Origin of the sequence: Paraflavisolibacter caeni, from assembly GCF_025628885.1 — a bacterium.
GTDB lineage: Bacteria > Bacteroidota > Bacteroidia > Chitinophagales > Chitinophagaceae > Flavisolibacter > Flavisolibacter caeni.
Genome location: NZ_JAOTIF010000001.1, coordinates 213499 through 229151, shown reverse-complemented (window position 1 = coordinate 229151; position 15653 = coordinate 213499). Strand labels below are relative to the sequence as shown.

Annotated in this window: 16 protein-coding genes; 8 read left to right on the top strand and 8 right to left on the bottom strand. The window is 41.2% G+C overall.

Going from position 1 to position 15653, the window contains the following annotated elements; translation table 11 throughout:
• Positions 1-120: 120 nt before the first annotated feature.
• The 6 genes from OCK74_RS01000 to OCK74_RS00975 form a co-directional block, all read right to left on the bottom strand.
• Positions 121-849, bottom strand: a complete 729-nt coding sequence (locus OCK74_RS01000) for a DUF3826 domain-containing protein (protein WP_279295110.1) — start codon at positions 847-849, stop codon at positions 121-123.
• A gap of 452 nt (positions 850-1301) precedes the next feature.
• Positions 1302-1490: a hypothetical protein gene (locus OCK74_RS00995; RefSeq protein ID WP_279295109.1), complete on the bottom strand. Its 189-nt coding sequence runs from the start codon at positions 1488-1490 to the stop codon at positions 1302-1304.
• An 81-nt stretch (positions 1491-1571) separates the two neighbouring features.
• Positions 1572-2255 (bottom strand): hypothetical protein, encoded by a 684-nt coding sequence (locus OCK74_RS00990; RefSeq protein WP_279295108.1) that lies wholly within the window; start codon positions 2253-2255, stop codon positions 1572-1574.
• Positions 2256-2290: 35 nt separating this feature from the next.
• Positions 2291-2662, bottom strand: a complete 372-nt coding sequence (locus tag OCK74_RS00985) for a GntR family transcriptional regulator (RefSeq protein ID WP_279295107.1) — start codon at positions 2660-2662, stop codon at positions 2291-2293.
• A gap of 28 nt (positions 2663-2690) precedes the next feature.
• Positions 2691-3545, bottom strand: a complete 855-nt coding sequence (locus OCK74_RS00980) for a hypothetical protein (RefSeq protein WP_279295106.1) — start codon at positions 3543-3545, stop codon at positions 2691-2693.
• Entirely contained in the window at positions 3529-4389 is an 861-nt protein-coding gene (locus OCK74_RS00975) for an ABC transporter ATP-binding protein (protein WP_279295105.1), read from the bottom strand. The genes OCK74_RS00980 and OCK74_RS00975 overlap by 17 nt, the downstream gene beginning before the upstream one ends.
• A gap of 395 nt (positions 4390-4784) precedes the next feature.
• Here OCK74_RS00975 and OCK74_RS00970 point away from each other — a divergent pair, with 395 nt between their 5' ends.
• Positions 4785-6734 (top strand): S9 family peptidase, encoded by a 1950-nt coding sequence (locus OCK74_RS00970; RefSeq protein WP_279295104.1) that lies wholly within the window; start codon positions 4785-4787, stop codon positions 6732-6734.
• Positions 6735-6794: 60 nt separating this feature from the next.
• Here OCK74_RS00970 and OCK74_RS00965 read toward each other — a convergent pair whose 3' ends face one another.
• Both OCK74_RS00965 and hemH read right to left on the bottom strand, forming a co-directional pair.
• Positions 6795-7343: a CopD family protein gene (locus OCK74_RS00965; RefSeq protein ID WP_279295103.1), complete on the bottom strand. Its 549-nt coding sequence runs from the start codon at positions 7341-7343 to the stop codon at positions 6795-6797.
• A 55-nt stretch (positions 7344-7398) separates the two neighbouring features.
• On the bottom strand, positions 7399-8442 hold the full coding sequence (gene hemH, locus OCK74_RS00960) for a ferrochelatase (protein ID WP_279295102.1): 1044 nt from the start codon (positions 8440-8442) through the stop codon (positions 7399-7401).
• Between the two features lie 191 nt (positions 8443-8633).
• Between hemH and hemA the strand changes: the two genes are divergently transcribed.
• From hemA to hemB, 7 genes are all read left to right on the top strand, one after another.
• Positions 8634-9869 carry a glutamyl-tRNA reductase gene (hemA, locus tag OCK74_RS00955; RefSeq protein WP_279295101.1) on the top strand — a complete coding sequence of 412 codons (1236 nt, stop codon included), beginning with the start codon at positions 8634-8636 and terminating at the stop codon, positions 9867-9869.
• Positions 9869-10858: a hydroxymethylbilane synthase gene (locus OCK74_RS00950; RefSeq protein ID WP_279295100.1), complete on the top strand. Its 990-nt coding sequence runs from the start codon at positions 9869-9871 to the stop codon at positions 10856-10858. The genes hemA and OCK74_RS00950 overlap by 1 nt, the downstream gene beginning before the upstream one ends.
• Before the next feature lie 10 nt (positions 10859-10868).
• Positions 10869-11543, top strand: a complete 675-nt coding sequence (locus OCK74_RS00945) for a uroporphyrinogen-III synthase (protein ID WP_279295099.1) — start codon at positions 10869-10871, stop codon at positions 11541-11543.
• Positions 11544-11613: 70 nt separating this feature from the next.
• Entirely contained in the window at positions 11614-12645 is a 1032-nt protein-coding gene (gene hemE / locus OCK74_RS00940; RefSeq protein WP_279295098.1) for a uroporphyrinogen decarboxylase, read from the top strand.
• Between the two features lie 2 nt (positions 12646-12647).
• Positions 12648-13643, top strand: a complete 996-nt coding sequence (locus OCK74_RS00935) for an alpha/beta fold hydrolase (RefSeq protein ID WP_279295097.1) — start codon at positions 12648-12650, stop codon at positions 13641-13643.
• Between the two features lie 2 nt (positions 13644-13645).
• Positions 13646-14575 (top strand): oxygen-dependent coproporphyrinogen oxidase, encoded by a 930-nt coding sequence (gene hemF / locus OCK74_RS00930; protein ID WP_279295096.1) that lies wholly within the window; start codon positions 13646-13648, stop codon positions 14573-14575.
• Positions 14576-14664: 89 nt separating this feature from the next.
• A complete protein-coding gene (gene hemB, locus OCK74_RS00925) occupies positions 14665-15639 on the top strand; it encodes a porphobilinogen synthase (RefSeq protein ID WP_279295095.1) in 975 nt (324 codons plus the stop codon).
• Positions 15640-15653 lie beyond the last annotated feature (14 nt).

The following is a 15653-nucleotide window of genomic DNA, read 5'->3' as shown; positions in this document are numbered from 1 at the left end:
TCGGATTTCGGGATTTTGAGGTTTGGGGTTGTGAAGGAGTTTTAGGGATTAACAAAAAGGCTGCTTTGTAATATAAGAGCAGCCTGTTCGTAAACTTTTATACAATAATTATTAGATGTGCTATTGAGCCGGTTTAGCGGCAGCTTTTTCGGCGGCCTTTTTGGCTTTTACAGCATCTGTATAAGCTTTATACATTTCTCTCCAATTACGGCCGTGTGTGTTGAAATACTGCTCGCACTGGGTTTTATAGATTTCAAAGATGGCTGAAATCTGATTCATGTTTTTGAAGTCAATTGCTTGTTCGCGAGCCAGTTTCAGGTTAGTCAAAACAAAAGCCTCTTCTTCAGGCGTCATGTTTGGCACAATAGCCTGATAGCCCTTCAATGTGAAAGCCACTTTGCCGACGGTGTATTTATCAAGAATAACTTCTACCTGCTCTTCGGAGAGGTCTTTGCGCAGACCAGCCATCAGGTCCTGGTGAACAGATTGAGGCATGGCTGAATTTGCGATGATCTGCCTATCCAATTCGCTCAGACGTTTACCTGTCACTGGATTAATACCAGCGGGAACAGTTGTAATAAGATGTTCGTTGTGCCAGTCGCGGATGGTTTTTAAATGAGTCGCAATCAGTGTCTTCAGGCGGTCTTCTTTTGAAACATCGTTCAGGTTGAGGGAAGACACCCACTCTGCAGCTTTCTTTTCCTGATCCACATCTGACTTTGCTTTGGCTTCAGCACTCATTGTAGAGATGGCCGCGGCCTGTGTTTGTGCATGGGCAGAAAAGGACATCGTAGTTGCCAACAATAAAACTGTACAGATCAAGCCGGGCTTCTTTGCATATTTTCTCATATAAAGCAAGATTTGAAACCTAAAGTACTTCAAGGCAGTCAATCAGCTTGATCCTCAGGTATATATTACATTATGTTGGTAAGATTTTACCAAATGGAGTAAGGTTAAGCGCTTTGAAAACAATGTCTTGTTGTTACAATCAATGATAGTGCATTGAGATGTAGGCTCATATTGACATTGCTATAAACATTGATTAATTTGGCAATGAATTAATTGAGATCAATAAAAAAAGCGATCTAGTAATTCTTATTTGCACAGTTGATTCAAATAAGCCAGTTTGGACAAGCCAGATAAAGGCCCGTTTCACTGATTCTGCCCTAAAAAATTCAAGACCCAATAATGAAGTGTGTCAAGTGTTGATTTAGGAAGAAGCCTATGAAAAACACCTTTTTATTATTTAAAATGAGATGATGAAGCAACAACCAGAGGATCATTTTATGTTTAACCGAACCTTAATCTCTCTCGGTTAATGCCTCTTTTCGCTGTTGTTCCAAGTCAGCTTCTTTCTGCTTGCGATCATCATTATTTTCTGCAGTTTGAGGCAATCCCGGAGTGCCATCGCGATTTACTTTTACGAATGCGCGATCTGTATTTTTCAGAGGTGCATCTTGTTCCTTCAGACGGTCTTTATTATTTTCCATAGTATTTTTTGAAAACAAGGATAAATTTTTATGCCAGTATAGGTTATAGTTGATTAGAGATACAATTAAATATAAACCACATCATTTCTGTTGCCTGGAGATACTGCTGCCTGAAAAGGACACCTGTGAAGACCGGTCATTCTTCAAATCCAAATGGCCAATCGTACAATTATGCAGATTCAGCCGGGAGTTCTCCAGCGAAATTTCAGCCCCAGAGGCTTCAACTTCACTCAACGAGATCTCTGAATTATTTCTGGCTGTGATTTGTAAACGATTATAGTAGACCTTTCCCTGGGCAGAATGGGGACGGGCATAAACACTGGAACTGTCTAACTCCAGGAAAAACGATGGAATAAAAGTACTGTCATTATCGTAGTTAAGGGACAGGCCTGAATTCGTAGCCCTTACCCTGGCATTTGGGTTTATATGCAATTGAACTATTCCCTCGAACTCGTTACTATGTGCAGGGGCAGAAATAAATAAACTATCTCCTCTCTGTACAAATTTGACTTTAAAATTTTCGTCTTTTCTTTTTGCGAGTTGTAAACTTGCCGAGTCTGAGCTATAAAGGGAAATATGGACGACATTCTCCAAAAACACGTAATCAACATTATGAAGTTGAAATACCCTTTTATCCCATTCTTTTGAATATTCTAAATTAAAATCTCCGGTTTTGTATTTGATGTATACGGCAGCGTACAGGCCACCCCAAAGGAGCAAGGCAGTTATAAAAGCTCCAAGCAGAATCTTATTACTTGTTTTCATTAGGAAAACTTTTTAGATTTAATGAGATTAATAATTCATGAGAAGTTTTGTAACACATAGTTCTCATATTCCTGTTTTAATTCTTCTATATTCATGTTCAGCAAGTAGAGGTTTCTGAACAATAGCGGCAGTTCTTTTTGCATGAATTCTTTTTTACGGTATTGAAGCGCTTGCTGTACCGCGTTGGATGAAACAAAAAGACCGATCCCCCGTTGGTTGTAAATAATTTCCTGCTGTTGCAAAAAATCGTAAGTGCGCATTACTGTATTGGGATTGACCTCCAGTTGCATGGCCAACTCACGCACAGAAGGAATGCGTTCTTCCACCATCCATTGCTGCAACAGGATCTTCTCACAGACATAATCTGCAATTTGTAAGTATATAGAACCAGATTCCCTGAATTGCATAATTGTGATTTTAAATGAAGGGAAAGACTTAAATTTCTTTTTCTTTAAGACTGAAATAAGTGGCGCACCATAAAATGGGAGGCACAGTATATCTGAAAAAAGATAGATACATTGTTGAATGCCATACAGGTAGTCGTACCTCATTTGCGCCACCTGGAGGCAGTGGTATCTCATCTATGCCACCTGTGTAAAGATGATATACCTGCATATCAACTGAAAAACGGCCACTTAGGATGTGCTCACTGAAATACGCTCCCCCTGAAAGAAAGAAAAAATATATAAGGACCAAAGCAATGGCTGTTTTAAGAAAGCTGTATCTCCTAAAATAAACTGTACCCAACAGGAAAGCCGATTGTATGACCAGGAAGGCTCGTATGAACAAAGATGCTTCATTGAGAGGATCATGATCCCGCACAAAAACATTAATTACTTTTGATGGGGTATAATTTAAGCCTAATGATTCAAAATTATTGGCATTGAATATATTGGCAAGAAAGTTCATGGTCGTATTCACAAAATAAAAGGACAGGGTGAACACAACAAAATAGAGAACAATTCCGAACAAGAGGCCGCACAACAACTTTTCCAATACCGATGCAGGCATCAAGAGGTAATTGATACCTCTAGACCTAGACCCCAATTCGCTGAAGAACTGACTGGCATAAATAGAACCCGCCAAAAGCAGGCTGATGAAATAGGTCCGTACCTGAAAGTCGGCCCCGAAATTATGATACCTCTTCTCTTCAAACAGCATTTGATACACAAACCATAAAAATAGCAGCCCGATAAAGGCAATGATGGATAATGAATACCGTTTTTTATTGTCAACCCAGTGTTTACTAACCAATAAAGCGAAGCGCTGAAAATTAAATACCTGATTCATGAAGTTGGTTTAAAGGATTAAAAACATCTTTGATCATGTCGCCGTTGACCATAATGGCCTTGTAAAGGAGTTCGAGGTCGAGCTTGCTTTCTTCCCCGCTTTCATTGCGGCTGACCATGGCATTTCCACGAAGAGAAGGCTCTACATAAAAAGCTTCCCTTGTTTCGCTTTCATCAAATGAAACATGGAAGGACAGTTTTTTGGAAATTTCCTCTATGTCCTTGTCAAACAATATTTTCCCCTCATCAATAATCGTAATGCGGTCAATAAGGTTTTCCAGATCCTTTACCTGGTGAGTGGAGATAATCATGCAACGTTCTTCGTCCAAGGCCTCTGCCAGCACTTTGCGGAAACGGCTTTTGCTCATAATATCCAGGCCATTTGATGGCTCGTCCATCAATACATAACGGGCATTGGTAGCAAGAGCGAAAGCAATCATCACCTTCTTTTTTTGTCCATAGCTCATACCCTGTAAAGTACTCCCCTGCGGAACGTCGAAATCTGCGCAATACTTCTCGAACTGCTCATGGCTGAACCGGGAATAAAACGGCGCATGATGCTTTAAAAATTTACGGATCGGCATATCGGGCAGGTGAAATTCTTCCGGCAATAGGAAAACATCCTGCAGGAAGCTGGGCAGTCTCTGTACAGGTATGTTTGTATCAACCGTTATCTTGCCATTTTGCGGATACAATAATCCTGCAATGATGCGCAGGAGGGTAGACTTGCCAGCCCCATTTTTCCCCAGCAAGCCATAAATGTGACCGGGCGAAAAATCGAGGTAAAGTCCATTAAATACTTGCTTCTTTTTGTAGCTAAAGTGAAGATCATGTAGTCGAATCATATTTAGTGTTTTGGTGTATTACTACAATAGTACACCGCTAATATATAAAGAGAACCGGAAAAACCAAAAGTTTTTTTAGAAAGACAATAAAAGATTCTACCAAACCCCAACTGCCCCCTAGTCCGAATAAGGCTGAGAATACCTTAATCCTTTAATTCTCCTAAATACTCATTTAGATTCTAACATTAGGATGAACGGTTACATTTTTTTATTTTAATTCTTTAACTTGTTTGTACAATTCAATTACCAATTGAAAATGCCGAAGCCATCCTTTTCCTAGTTAAAAACTACACTACCAGCTTACAATGAGGAGGTTTTCAAACCAATCCCTCTCTTTAATGTTGCTGGTGCTTCCCTGAATCTTCACACTTTTCCCTTATATAAACTTTAATGATATGAAACCATTACTTGCGATCGCTGTCTTATTGTTATGCTTACCGGGATTTACACAGACCAAAACTGCCAAATCCCGCCCGGTAAAGCAATATACCATTGAACAGTTTTATAAGAATACAAATTATGGTGGCGGAGCTTTTTCGACTGATGACCAAAAGCTACTTGTAAACAGCAATGAAAGCGGTATTTACAATGCATATGAAATCAATATTGCCACGGGCGAGAAAAAGGTATTAACGAAATCAACCAAGGAATCTGTTTTTGTAAATGACTATGTACCGGGCACGAATGATATTATTTATAGTGCAGATAAAGGGGGCAATGAAAACGACCATCTTTATCTACTCAAAAGCGACGGTACAGTCAAAGATCTCACACCCGGTGAGAAAGAAAAAGCTTTTTTTGGAGGTTGGAGCCGCGATCGTAAATGGCTTTATTACTTATCCAACAAAAGAGACCCCAAGTTTTTTGACTTCTATAAGATGGATGTAGCTACCTGGACGCCAACGCTTATTTATCAAAATGAAAAGGGCTTTGATGTGAGTGGCATTTCTGATAATGAACGCTACCTGGCACTAGTACAGCCTGTCACCACTACTTTTTCCAACTTATTTCTTTACGACCAGCAGACAAAGCAAATGACGAAACTGAATAGTGACGACAAAGAAAGCAACAACTCCCCCGCACAGTTTTCCATGGATAATCAATCGCTATATTATATTACCGATGCAGATAATGAATTTCAATATGTGGTGCGGTATGATATTGCTTCAGGACAAAGGGAAAAGGTCTTTGAATCTAAGTGGGATGTTATGTACATGTACACATCTTTTAATGAAAAATACCGTGTAATTGGTGTTAATGAAGATGGCCGCAATAAACTTTACCTGTTTGATCATAAGACCGGTAAAGAAGTAGAATTTCCTAAAGTAACCGGTGGCGACATCAAGTCTGTGAATATTTCCCAAAGTGAAAATAAAATGCGCCTCACCATTGGCGATTCTAAGTCTCCCAATAATTTATATGTATATGATTTCGGCACAAAGGAATTAAAGAGACTTACCAATTCATTGAACCCAGAAATCAACCCTGACGACCTTGTGAATGCGGAGGTAGTGCATTATACATCATTTGACGAACTGGAAATACCGGCCATTTTTTACAAGCCACACCAGGCTAGTTCCAGTTCTAAAGTTCCGGCTATTGTTATGGTGCATGGTGGTCCAGGTGGCCAGGCCAGGATCGGATACTTTTCCCTGATACAATTCCTTGTAAACCATGGTTATGCGGTGTTGGATGTTAACAACAGGGGCAGCAGCGGCTATGGAAAAACATTCTTCAAAATGGATAACCGAAACCATGGTGATAAAGACCTGAAAGATGTAGTTTGGGGTAAAAAGTATCTTGCCTCCCTACCCTATATTGATGCCAACAAGATCGGTATCATGGGAGGCTCATATGGCGGTTATATGACGCTGGCAGCTTTGACTTTTCACCCTGACGAATTTGTAACTGGCGTTGACCTTTTTGGTGTAGCGAACTGGCTACGTACTTTAAAAGAAATACCTCCTTACTGGGAATCGTTCAAAAAAGCTTTGTATGAAGAAATAGGCGATCCCAACACGGCTGATACAGTCCGATTGAAACAGTATTCACCATTACTCCATGCATCCAATATCAAAAAGCCATTGCTTGTATTGCAAGGAGCCAATGATCCGCGGGTACTTCAAATTGAAAGCGATGAAATAGTAGCGAAGGTGCGGAAGAACAAAGTGCCGGTTGAATATATTGTATTTCCTGATGAAGGACATGGATTTGTAAAGAAAGAAAATGAGATCAAAGGCTATGGGCAGATATTGACGTTTTTGGACAAGTACTTAAAGGGAGCCAATAATAAGGGCGCTTATAATAATGGCCAGGCGAAGTCTAATGAGAAAAAGCCTATGTAATATGCATGCTTACATTATTGCTGCAATAAAAAGGGATGCCAAGTTGTTTGGCATCCCTTTTTATTGGCCATGGCTATGAGTAGTTTCTTTATTTCTGATCTGTTTATAGATCTTAATTGCACTCATTAAAACTATAATGAAGCCAACCAGTCCTACGAGCCCCCACACAAGGCTAATGCTTTGTTTTACAGTTGCCAGCATGACAATGGCGATGAGGAATATGGTTGCAACTTCATTCCAGATACGGAGTTGTTGGGAAGTGTATTTGAAAATTCCTTTTGCTTGCTGTTTGTAAATGGTATGGAGGGTGAAGTGGTAAATATACAGGCCAAGTACAAAAGCCAGTTTTACCAACAACCATTCAGGGATAAAGCCTAACATGATCCACACCCATGGTCCAAAAACGAGAGTCAATATGGCTGATGGCCAGGTGATGCCCAACCACAAACGTTGGATCATAATGGAAAACTGTTTTTGAAGGATAGATCGTTCTGGTTCATTCTTTTCCTGCGCTTCGGTATTATAAATAAACAGGCGAACAATATAAAATATCCCGGCAAACCAGGTGACGACGAAAATAATGTGTAGTGCTTTAATATAGAGATACATGGTGGTGAATGATCAGTAAATCAATAATTAGTAATATTTAATAATTCTTTCTATTTTATTTCAACACCATCTCTTTGTTTCCCTGTGCGTATTCTTTAATCCACTTTGCCAGGGCGCTGACCCAGAGTGGGTGGACATTCAGGCAGGGGATCATTTCGAAGCTTTCACCTCCGGCATGTAAAAAGGTTTCTTTGCCTTCTTCGGCTATTTCTTCCAAAGTTTCCAAGCAGTCGCTCACGAAGGCGGGGCATACTACTAATACTCTTTTCACACCTTCTTTAGGTAATGCTTCCAGGCGTGCAGCTGTATAGGGTTGCAGCCAGGGATCGCGGCCAAGGCGTGACTGGAATGAAAAGCCCCATTTCTCTTTAGGGATTTGCAGACGCTCTGTCACTATTTTGGTTGTTTGCCAGCACTGATGGCGGTAACAATATTCATGTGCGGGCGAGGGTGTATCGCAACAATTTTCTACTTTGAGGCAATGCTTTCCGGTAATATCTCCTTTATATATATGCCGCTCCGGCACACCATGGTAAGAAAATAATATTTGATCGAAAGGCTGATCCAGGTAAGGCCGGATGCTTTCGCAAAGTGCATTTATATAATCAGGATGATCGTAATAAGGTTTAATTGTAGTGAGCCTGAATTTATAGCCACCCTTCTTATACTGCTCTTTAGCATATTCGACAGCCGTTTCGTAACTGCTCATTGCGTAGTGGGGATATAAAGGTACCAGGATCACTTCTTCCAGGTCGGGATTTTTTACCAGTAGTTCATCGAAAGCAGCTTTAGGAGAAGGATTGCCATAACGCATTGCAATCACTACTGGTTCCTCAATTTCTTTAGCCAATGCGTTTCTCAAATCTTTGCTGATCACAATCAATGGAGATCCTTTATCAGTCCAGATAGATTTATAGGCTTCGGCTGATTTTGGCGCGCGAGAAGGAATAATGATTCCTTTCACCAATAAAGCCCGCAGCAACCAAGGTTTATCAATTACCCTTTCGTCCATTAAAAATTCATCAAGATATCTTTTTACATCTTTCACTTCAGTAGAATCCGGTGAACCCAGATTCATTAAAACTACAGCTCGCTTCATGACAGAAATTTGAGAGAGCAAATGTAAATAGGCAGCGCCAACTGTGTATCGAAAGTGGTTGAATCGATCCAAATCAATTTCCAATATGACAAAAGTCAGTCACTTAAATGACACAGCAATGACAGAACTTTTTCACTCTTACGAGACCCTAGGGGTACTTTTGCAGTACGATTCTGATCTATTTATACTGAATGGAAACCAATTATCACAAGAACATATCTAATTTTTTTATAGCAGGAATCAATTACAAGAAATCTGACGCTTCTGTGAGGGGCCAATTTGCAATTGGCAACGAGCAATATGCCCAAGTTTTAGAATTGGCCAGCACTAAAGGGTTAAATGAACTTTTCATTCTATCCACCTGCAACCGCACTGAGATTTACGGCTTTGCTTACAACAGCAACCAGTTGATAGATGTATTGTGCTCACAAACTGCCGGCGATGCGGATACTTTCCATAAAATGGCTTACATCAAAAATGGCGCTGAAGCTATTGAACACCTTTTCAATGTAGGAGCAGGCCTGGACTCACAGATACTTGGAGATTATGAAATTGTGGGCCAGATGAAGATCGCAGCAAAGTTTGCCAAAGAACATGGCTTTATTGGTGCATTTACAGAGCGTTTGGTTAATTCGGTTTTACAATCTTCCAAGCTTATTAAAAATAATACAGAGTTAAGTGGCGGTACGGTTTCGGTTTCCTTTGCCGCAGTTCAGTACATCAGAAGCAACGTAAAAAATATCCGTAAGAAAAATATACTCTTGCTGGGTGTAGGCAAAATTGGCCGTAATACCTGCAAGAACCTGGTAGACTACCTGGAAACCAAAAATATTACACTGATCAACCGTACTGAAGAAAAAGCACAGGAACTAGCCACAGAATTAGGTCTGAAGCATGCGCCGATCGAGGCACTTGAAGAAGAAATTAAAAAAGCTGATATCATTTTGGTTGCTACCAACTCTTCAGAACCCACCATATTACATCAACATGTAAAAGACTGTGGTCAAAAACTGATCATCGATCTTTCTATTCCTTATAATGTAGAAGAAGCCGCTCAACTCCTTCCCAATGTTCAACTGGTAAATGTGGATGAACTCTCAAGGCTGAAGGATGAAACGCTGCGTAAACGGGAAGCCGAAGTACCTAAAGCGAAAGCGATCATCTCTGAATTAATGATGGAGTTCAAGGATTGGCACGAAATGCGCCGCCACGTTCCCCTGTTGAAAACAGCGAAACTGAAGCTGAAAGAAATTCACAAACATCCACAATTTGAAGCGGCCTCCATTTGCTGCAGTAAAGAAGCAGATATCCGTATTCAAAGAATCATTAACGAAATGGCTTCTAAAATTCGCGTGCAGAACCAAGGCGCCTGTCACTACTTTGAAGCTATCAACAACTTTATGGCCATTGGTGCCGTACATACATAATGAAGATTTTACGTATTGGAACAAGAGAAAGCCAGTTGGCTGTATGGCAAGCTACATTGGTGCAAACGCTTTTAAAGAATGCCGGAGTGTCTTCAGAACTGGTTTTCATCAAAAGCGAAGGGGATATTGACACTGTTACACCTCTTTATGAATTAGGCGTTCAGGGTGTTTTCACCAAAACCCTTGACGCAGCCCTGCTCAACGACCGTGTTGATATTGCTGTACACTCCATGAAGGACGTGCCAACACAACTTGCCAAAGGTATTCGCCAGGCCTCTGTGCTTAAAAGAGCTTCCTATAAAGATATATTTGTTTATAAAGACCCCGCTGACCTGGAAAGGCTAGGTTATGCGAATGGTAAATGGTCCATGATGAATAGTGCGTCTCCAACTAATAGCGCATTGACTAGTGACGATTTACCATTCACTATCGGAACGTCCTCTATTAGACGTATAGCCCAATGGCTCAACCGATATCCGGGCCACAGGATTGAAAACCTCCGTGGTAATGTAAATACCCGTCTGCGAAAAGTTGCGGAAAGTAACTGGAACGGAGCTGTATTTGCGGCCGCAGGAGTTGAACGTATAGAATTGCGGCCGCAAAACTCTGTAGACCTTGACTGGATGCTACCAGCTCCGGCCCAGGGCGCCATCATGGTTGTTTGCCGTGAAGACGATTCATTTTCATTTGAAGCCTGCCAGCCTTTCAACGATGAGGCGACTGCTTTATGTGCTAAAATCGAGCGCGATTTCTTAAGGACTCTTATGGGAGGCTGTTCCACACCTATCAGCGCCCTTGCTACAACCAGCAATGGTTCAGTCACGTTCAAAGGAAATATCATCAGTCCAGACGGTAAGCAGAAAGTAGAAATAGAAAAAGCATGTGCTACTTCTGATGCTGGCACTTTGGGAATTTTGGCAGCAAATGAGCTGCTCAGTGAACCATCTGGTGCCAAAATTGTCCAGGATATCCGCAATGCCAAGAAATAATCTGAACATATTGAGTACCCGCCCACTGGATGCACAACTTATAAAGGAAGCTGCATTAATGGGAGTTTCCATAGAATGCCAGTCATTTATTGAAACCCAGCCTATTGTTTCGCAGGACCAGCAGCTTTTGATCAAAGAACTGGCACGCACCCCCTTAACAGTGGTCATTACCAGTATGAATGCAGTTGAAGCGATCAAAGACCATACAGGAACAGAGATAAACTGGGAAATATACTCTATAGGCAATACAACACGTCAGCTTATAGAAAGTGTATGGGGTACTGGTAAAGTAAAGGGAACAGCAGAAAATGCTTCCGCTCTTGCGGATGTAATTATATATAGAGGTGTAAAAGAAGTTGTGTTCTTTTGTGGCGAACAAAGAAGAGAAGAGTTGCCTTTAAAATTAAAAGAGCAGGGGATCAGTATTAAAGAAATGGTTGTTTATCGCACCATTGAGACAGCAAAGCCTGTTTCTAAAAAGTATGACGGTGTTCTATTTTTTAGTCCTAGTGCTGTAAACAGTTTTTTTTCATATAACCAACCGGCTTCGTGTGGTGTGGCATTTGCGATTGGCAGTACAACCGCCTCTGCTTTAAAGGCAAAAGGCTGCGACAGCATTGTTTCTGCCGATACCCCTGGTAAAGAGGATTTGGTGAAGAAAATGCTGGCTTATTTCCGTTTTTAGAAAATCGATCAATAATTCCACTATAGATCCTTCAATGGTTTAAAGTCTTTGAAGGAGAAAAAAATTACCAATGAGCAATTTAAAAAATGATTTACTGCTTCGTGCGCTAAGGAAAGAAAAAGTAGAACGCCCTCCTGTTTGGATGATGCGCCAGGCTGGCCGTTACTTACCTGATTATATCAAATTGAGGAATCAATATGATTTCTTTACGCGTGTGCAGACGCCTGAACTAGCAACAGAGATTACCCTTCAACCTGTGGACCAGGTAGGTGTAGATGCAGCTATCATTTTTTCTGATATCCTGGTAATTCCACAAGCATTAGGTGTAGAGGTATTGCTTGAAGAAGGTAAAGGTCCAGTGTTGCCTAAAACCATTAAAACCCAAAAGGATATTAATGAGTTGCAGGTTGATGGAGCAGCAGATCGTTTACATTATGTGATGGATGCTCTTTCACTCACCAAGAAAGAATTGAACGGGCGAGTGCCACTAATTGGTTTTGCCGGCGCTCCTTGGACAATTCTCTGTTATATGATCGAGGGTAAGGGCAGCAAAACATGGGAGAAAGCCAAACAATTTGCGTTTACCGAACCTGAGCTAGCACACCAACTGCTTCAAAAAATTACTGATGCTACTATTAGTTATCTGCAAGCACAGGTAAAAGCCGGTGCAGATACCGTGCAGGTATTTGATAGTTGGGCAGGATCGCTTAGTCCTGAAGATTTTAAAACATTTGCACAACCTTACCTGCTGCAAATTGCAGATGCTGTAAAAGACCATGCGCCTGTGATCTTATTTCCGAAAGGCAGCTGGTATGCTTTAAAAGACCTGAGCGAAAGTAGCGCATCGGGCATTGGCCTGGACTGGTCGGTGACTCCCCAGATGGCAAGGGAAATGACGGGCAAAAGGATCACCTTACAAGGTAATTTCGATCCTGCTAAACTACTAGCGCCTATCCCTGTAATCAAGAAAGCTGTCAAGGAGATGATCGATGGCTTTGGCGCACAAGCCTATATTGCCAATTTAGGTCACGGCATTACGCCTAATGTTCCTGTTGATCACGCCAAGGCATTTGTGGAAGCGGTGAAGGAATGGAAGGAATAATTATGAAGAGGTGTCTGGCTATATTATTTGCAGGCTTGTTTTTAGGGATCAGCACGTTTGCACAGCTACGCCCGTTAGGATTGGAACTGGAAAACTTCTCTTATCCCTTCCCTGTACACTATATTCATTTACATATTCAAAAGCAAAATTTAAAGATGGCCTATATGGATGTGCAACCAGCACAGCCGAATGGGCAGACAGTTTTGCTTTTTCACGGTAAGAACTTTTCCGGCGCTTATTGGGACAGCACGGCAAAAGCACTTTTGGCCAACGGGTACCGCGTGATCATGCCGGACCAGATAGGATTTGGAAAATCATCCAAGCCTGCCATGTTGCAATATTCCTTTGCTCTTTTAGCTGACAATACCAAAAAACTATTGGATAGTCTACAAGTAAGAAAAGTGAATGTGCTCGGTCATTCAATGGGCGGCATGCTGGCAGTAAGGTTTACATTGATGTTCCCGGACATGGTGGAAAAGTTGATCCTTGAAAATCCTATAGGACTTGAGGATTATAAAACAAAGGTCCCCTACCAATCAGTTGATATGGTTTACCAAGGAGAGCTGAAGCAAAGCTTTGAAAAGATAAAAGCCTATCAAACCGAAAATTATTATGGAGGCAACTGGAAACCACAATATGAAAAGTGGGTAAACATGCTGGCCGGGTGGACACTCAACCCGCAATATCCTATCATTGCATGGAATGCAGCACTTACAACAGATATGATCATCAATCAGCCCGTTGTATATGAGCTGGACCGGATCACGGCTCCTACCCTACTCATTATTGGCCAGCGAGACCGTACTGCTTTGGGTAAAAACCTGGTTTCTGAAGAAGTCAGGAAAACAATGGGCAACTACCCGGAACTAGGAAAGAAAACACACGAACGTATTAAAAATTCAAGGCTTGTGGAGATTGATCATATTGGTCATCTGCCTCATATTGAAAATTTCAGTGCCTTTATCAAGCCACTATTAGATTTTCTCAAGCAATCATAAATATGAATTCAACAGAAAAGAGTTTACTTAAAGACCGTTTTCATCAATATATTTTGCAGTTGCAAAACTCAATTTGTACTGCACTTGAAAAAGTAGATGGGAAAGCGAAATTTGAAGAAGATCAATGGATACGTGAAGAAGGCGGTGGTGGAATCACCCGTATTATAACTGACGGGGCCGTATTTGAAAAAGGGGGTGTCAACACCTCTGCCGTATTTGGCAAACTTCCTGAAGCAATGCAGCAGGCGTTCAAAGTACCCGATAGTCATTTTTTTGCCTGTGGTTTGTCATTAGTAATTCACCCGGTTAATCCCTTTGTTCCCACTGTTCATGCTAACTGGAGATATTTTGAATTGTACGATACCAAAGATAATAAAATAGACTGCTGGTTTGGCGGCGGTTCAGACTTAACTCCTTATTATTTATTGGAAGAGGATGCGGTTCATTTTCATTCTACACTTAAGAATGCAATAGATCCATTCGGGGCAGATTTGTATCCAAAATATAAAAAACAGTGTGATGAGTATTTTGTGAACAAGCACCGTAATAATGAAAGGCGTGGCATTGGAGGCGTATTTTATGATTACCTACGCCCGGAAAATGATACGGAGGCTGAACGATTATTTGAATTTCAGCAGTCTAATGGAAATGCCTTTATACCAGCTTACGCGCCTATAGCAGAAAAAAGGAAGTTAACGTCTTATGGAACCAGGCAAAAGGAATGGCAGGAAATCAGGAGGGGGCGCTATGTAGAGTTCAACCTGATCCACGACCGGGGTACTTTGTTTGGTTTGAAGACCAATGGCAGGATAGAAAGTATTTTAATGAGTTTGCCAATGACTGCGCGCTGGTATTATAATTACCAGCCTGAAGCAGGCAGCGAGGAAGATAAATTGTTGCAGGTGTGCTTGCATCCCAGGGATTGGGTGTGAAATAAATCAGTACCCAATTAAAGGAATTAGGAAATTTGGCATCTGAATACCATTTCAAAATCACAATATCTCAAAATCAGAAATTCAAGATGTACTTACAAAGAAGAAATAGAATACTTAGGACAAACCCGTCTATCAGAAGCCTGGTAGCAGAAACTATATTAACTCCCAACGACTTTGTAGCTCCTTTATTTATTGATGAAGGTGAAAATGTAACTACTGAAATCGCCTCCATGCCAAATTACTTTCGCAGGTCAGTTGACTTAACTGTGAAAGAAGTAAAGGAACTCTGGAGTATGGGTATTAAGAGCGTTTTATTATTTATTAAATGTAAAGATGAGCTGAAAGATAATGAAGGTACGGAGGCAGTGAATCCTGACGGATTGATGCAACGCAGCATTAAAGCCATCAAGGATGCTGTTCCAGAAATGATCGTTATGACGGATGTGGCATTAGATCCCTTTTCCTCATATGGTCATGATGGCATTGTAAAAGATGGTGAAATTGTCAATGATCCCACTGTAGAGGTTCTGGCACAAATGAGCGTGAGTCATGCCCAGGCCGGAGCGGATATTGTTGCTCCCAGCGATATGATGGATGGCCGCATCGCTGCTATTCGTAATGCGCTGGAACAAAGTGGTTTTAGCAAAACCGGCATCATGTCCTATAGCGCTAAGTACGCCTCTTGTTTTTATGGTCCATTCCGTGATGCACTGGATTCAGCCCCGGGCTTTGGAGACAAGAAGACTTACCAGATGGACTATGCCAACCGCATTGAAGCCATCAAGGAGACTTTAATGGATGTAGAGGAAGGCGCGGATATTGTAATGGTAAAGCCTGCTATGGCGTACCTGGATATCATTCGTGAGGTAAAAAATGCAGTGACGGTGCCTGTAAGCGCCTACCATGTTAGTGGTGAGTACGCCATGATCAAGGCAGCTGCAAAAATGGGATGGCTGAATGAGGAAAAGGCCATTATAGAAAGCCTGACCTCAATCAAAAGAGCAGGCGCTGATTTAATTGCCACCTATTTTGCCAAAGATGCTGTTCGTTTAATTGGATAGTATAATAAACCCAA

What these genes read in the sequence shown, in the direction of transcription:
- OCK74_RS01000 (WP_279295110.1), bottom strand. Translation starts at nt 849, where the DNA reads ATGAGAAAATATGCAAAGAAGCCCGGCTTGATCTGTACAGTTTTATTG.
- OCK74_RS00995 (WP_279295109.1), bottom strand. Translation starts at nt 1,490, where the DNA reads ATGGAAAATAATAAAGACCGTCTGAAGGAACAAGATGCACCTCTGAAA.
- OCK74_RS00990 (WP_279295108.1), bottom strand. Translation starts at nt 2,255, where the DNA reads ATGAAAACAAGTAATAAGATTCTGCTTGGAGCTTTTATAACTGCCTTG.
- OCK74_RS00985 (WP_279295107.1), bottom strand. Translation starts at nt 2,662, where the DNA reads ATGCAATTCAGGGAATCTGGTTCTATATACTTACAAATTGCAGATTAT.
- OCK74_RS00980 (WP_279295106.1), bottom strand. Translation starts at nt 3,545, where the DNA reads ATGAATCAGGTATTTAATTTTCAGCGCTTCGCTTTATTGGTTAGTAAA.
- OCK74_RS00975 (WP_279295105.1), bottom strand. Translation starts at nt 4,389, where the DNA reads ATGATTCGACTACATGATCTTCACTTTAGCTACAAAAAGAAGCAAGTA.
- OCK74_RS00970 (WP_279295104.1), top strand. Translation starts at nt 4,785, where the DNA reads ATGAAACCATTACTTGCGATCGCTGTCTTATTGTTATGCTTACCGGGA.
- OCK74_RS00965 (WP_279295103.1), bottom strand. Translation starts at nt 7,343, where the DNA reads ATGTATCTCTATATTAAAGCACTACACATTATTTTCGTCGTCACCTGG.
- hemH (WP_279295102.1), bottom strand. Translation starts at nt 8,442, where the DNA reads ATGAAGCGAGCTGTAGTTTTAATGAATCTGGGTTCACCGGATTCTACT.
- hemA (WP_279295101.1), top strand. Translation starts at nt 8,634, where the DNA reads ATGGAAACCAATTATCACAAGAACATATCTAATTTTTTTATAGCAGGA.
- OCK74_RS00950 (WP_279295100.1), top strand. Translation starts at nt 9,869, where the DNA reads ATGAAGATTTTACGTATTGGAACAAGAGAAAGCCAGTTGGCTGTATGG.
- hemE (WP_279295098.1), top strand. Translation starts at nt 11,614, where the DNA reads ATGAGCAATTTAAAAAATGATTTACTGCTTCGTGCGCTAAGGAAAGAA.
- OCK74_RS00935 (WP_279295097.1), top strand. Translation starts at nt 12,648, where the DNA reads ATGAAGAGGTGTCTGGCTATATTATTTGCAGGCTTGTTTTTAGGGATC.
- hemF (WP_279295096.1), top strand. Translation starts at nt 13,646, where the DNA reads ATGAATTCAACAGAAAAGAGTTTACTTAAAGACCGTTTTCATCAATAT.
- hemB (WP_279295095.1), top strand. Translation starts at nt 14,665, where the DNA reads ATGTACTTACAAAGAAGAAATAGAATACTTAGGACAAACCCGTCTATC.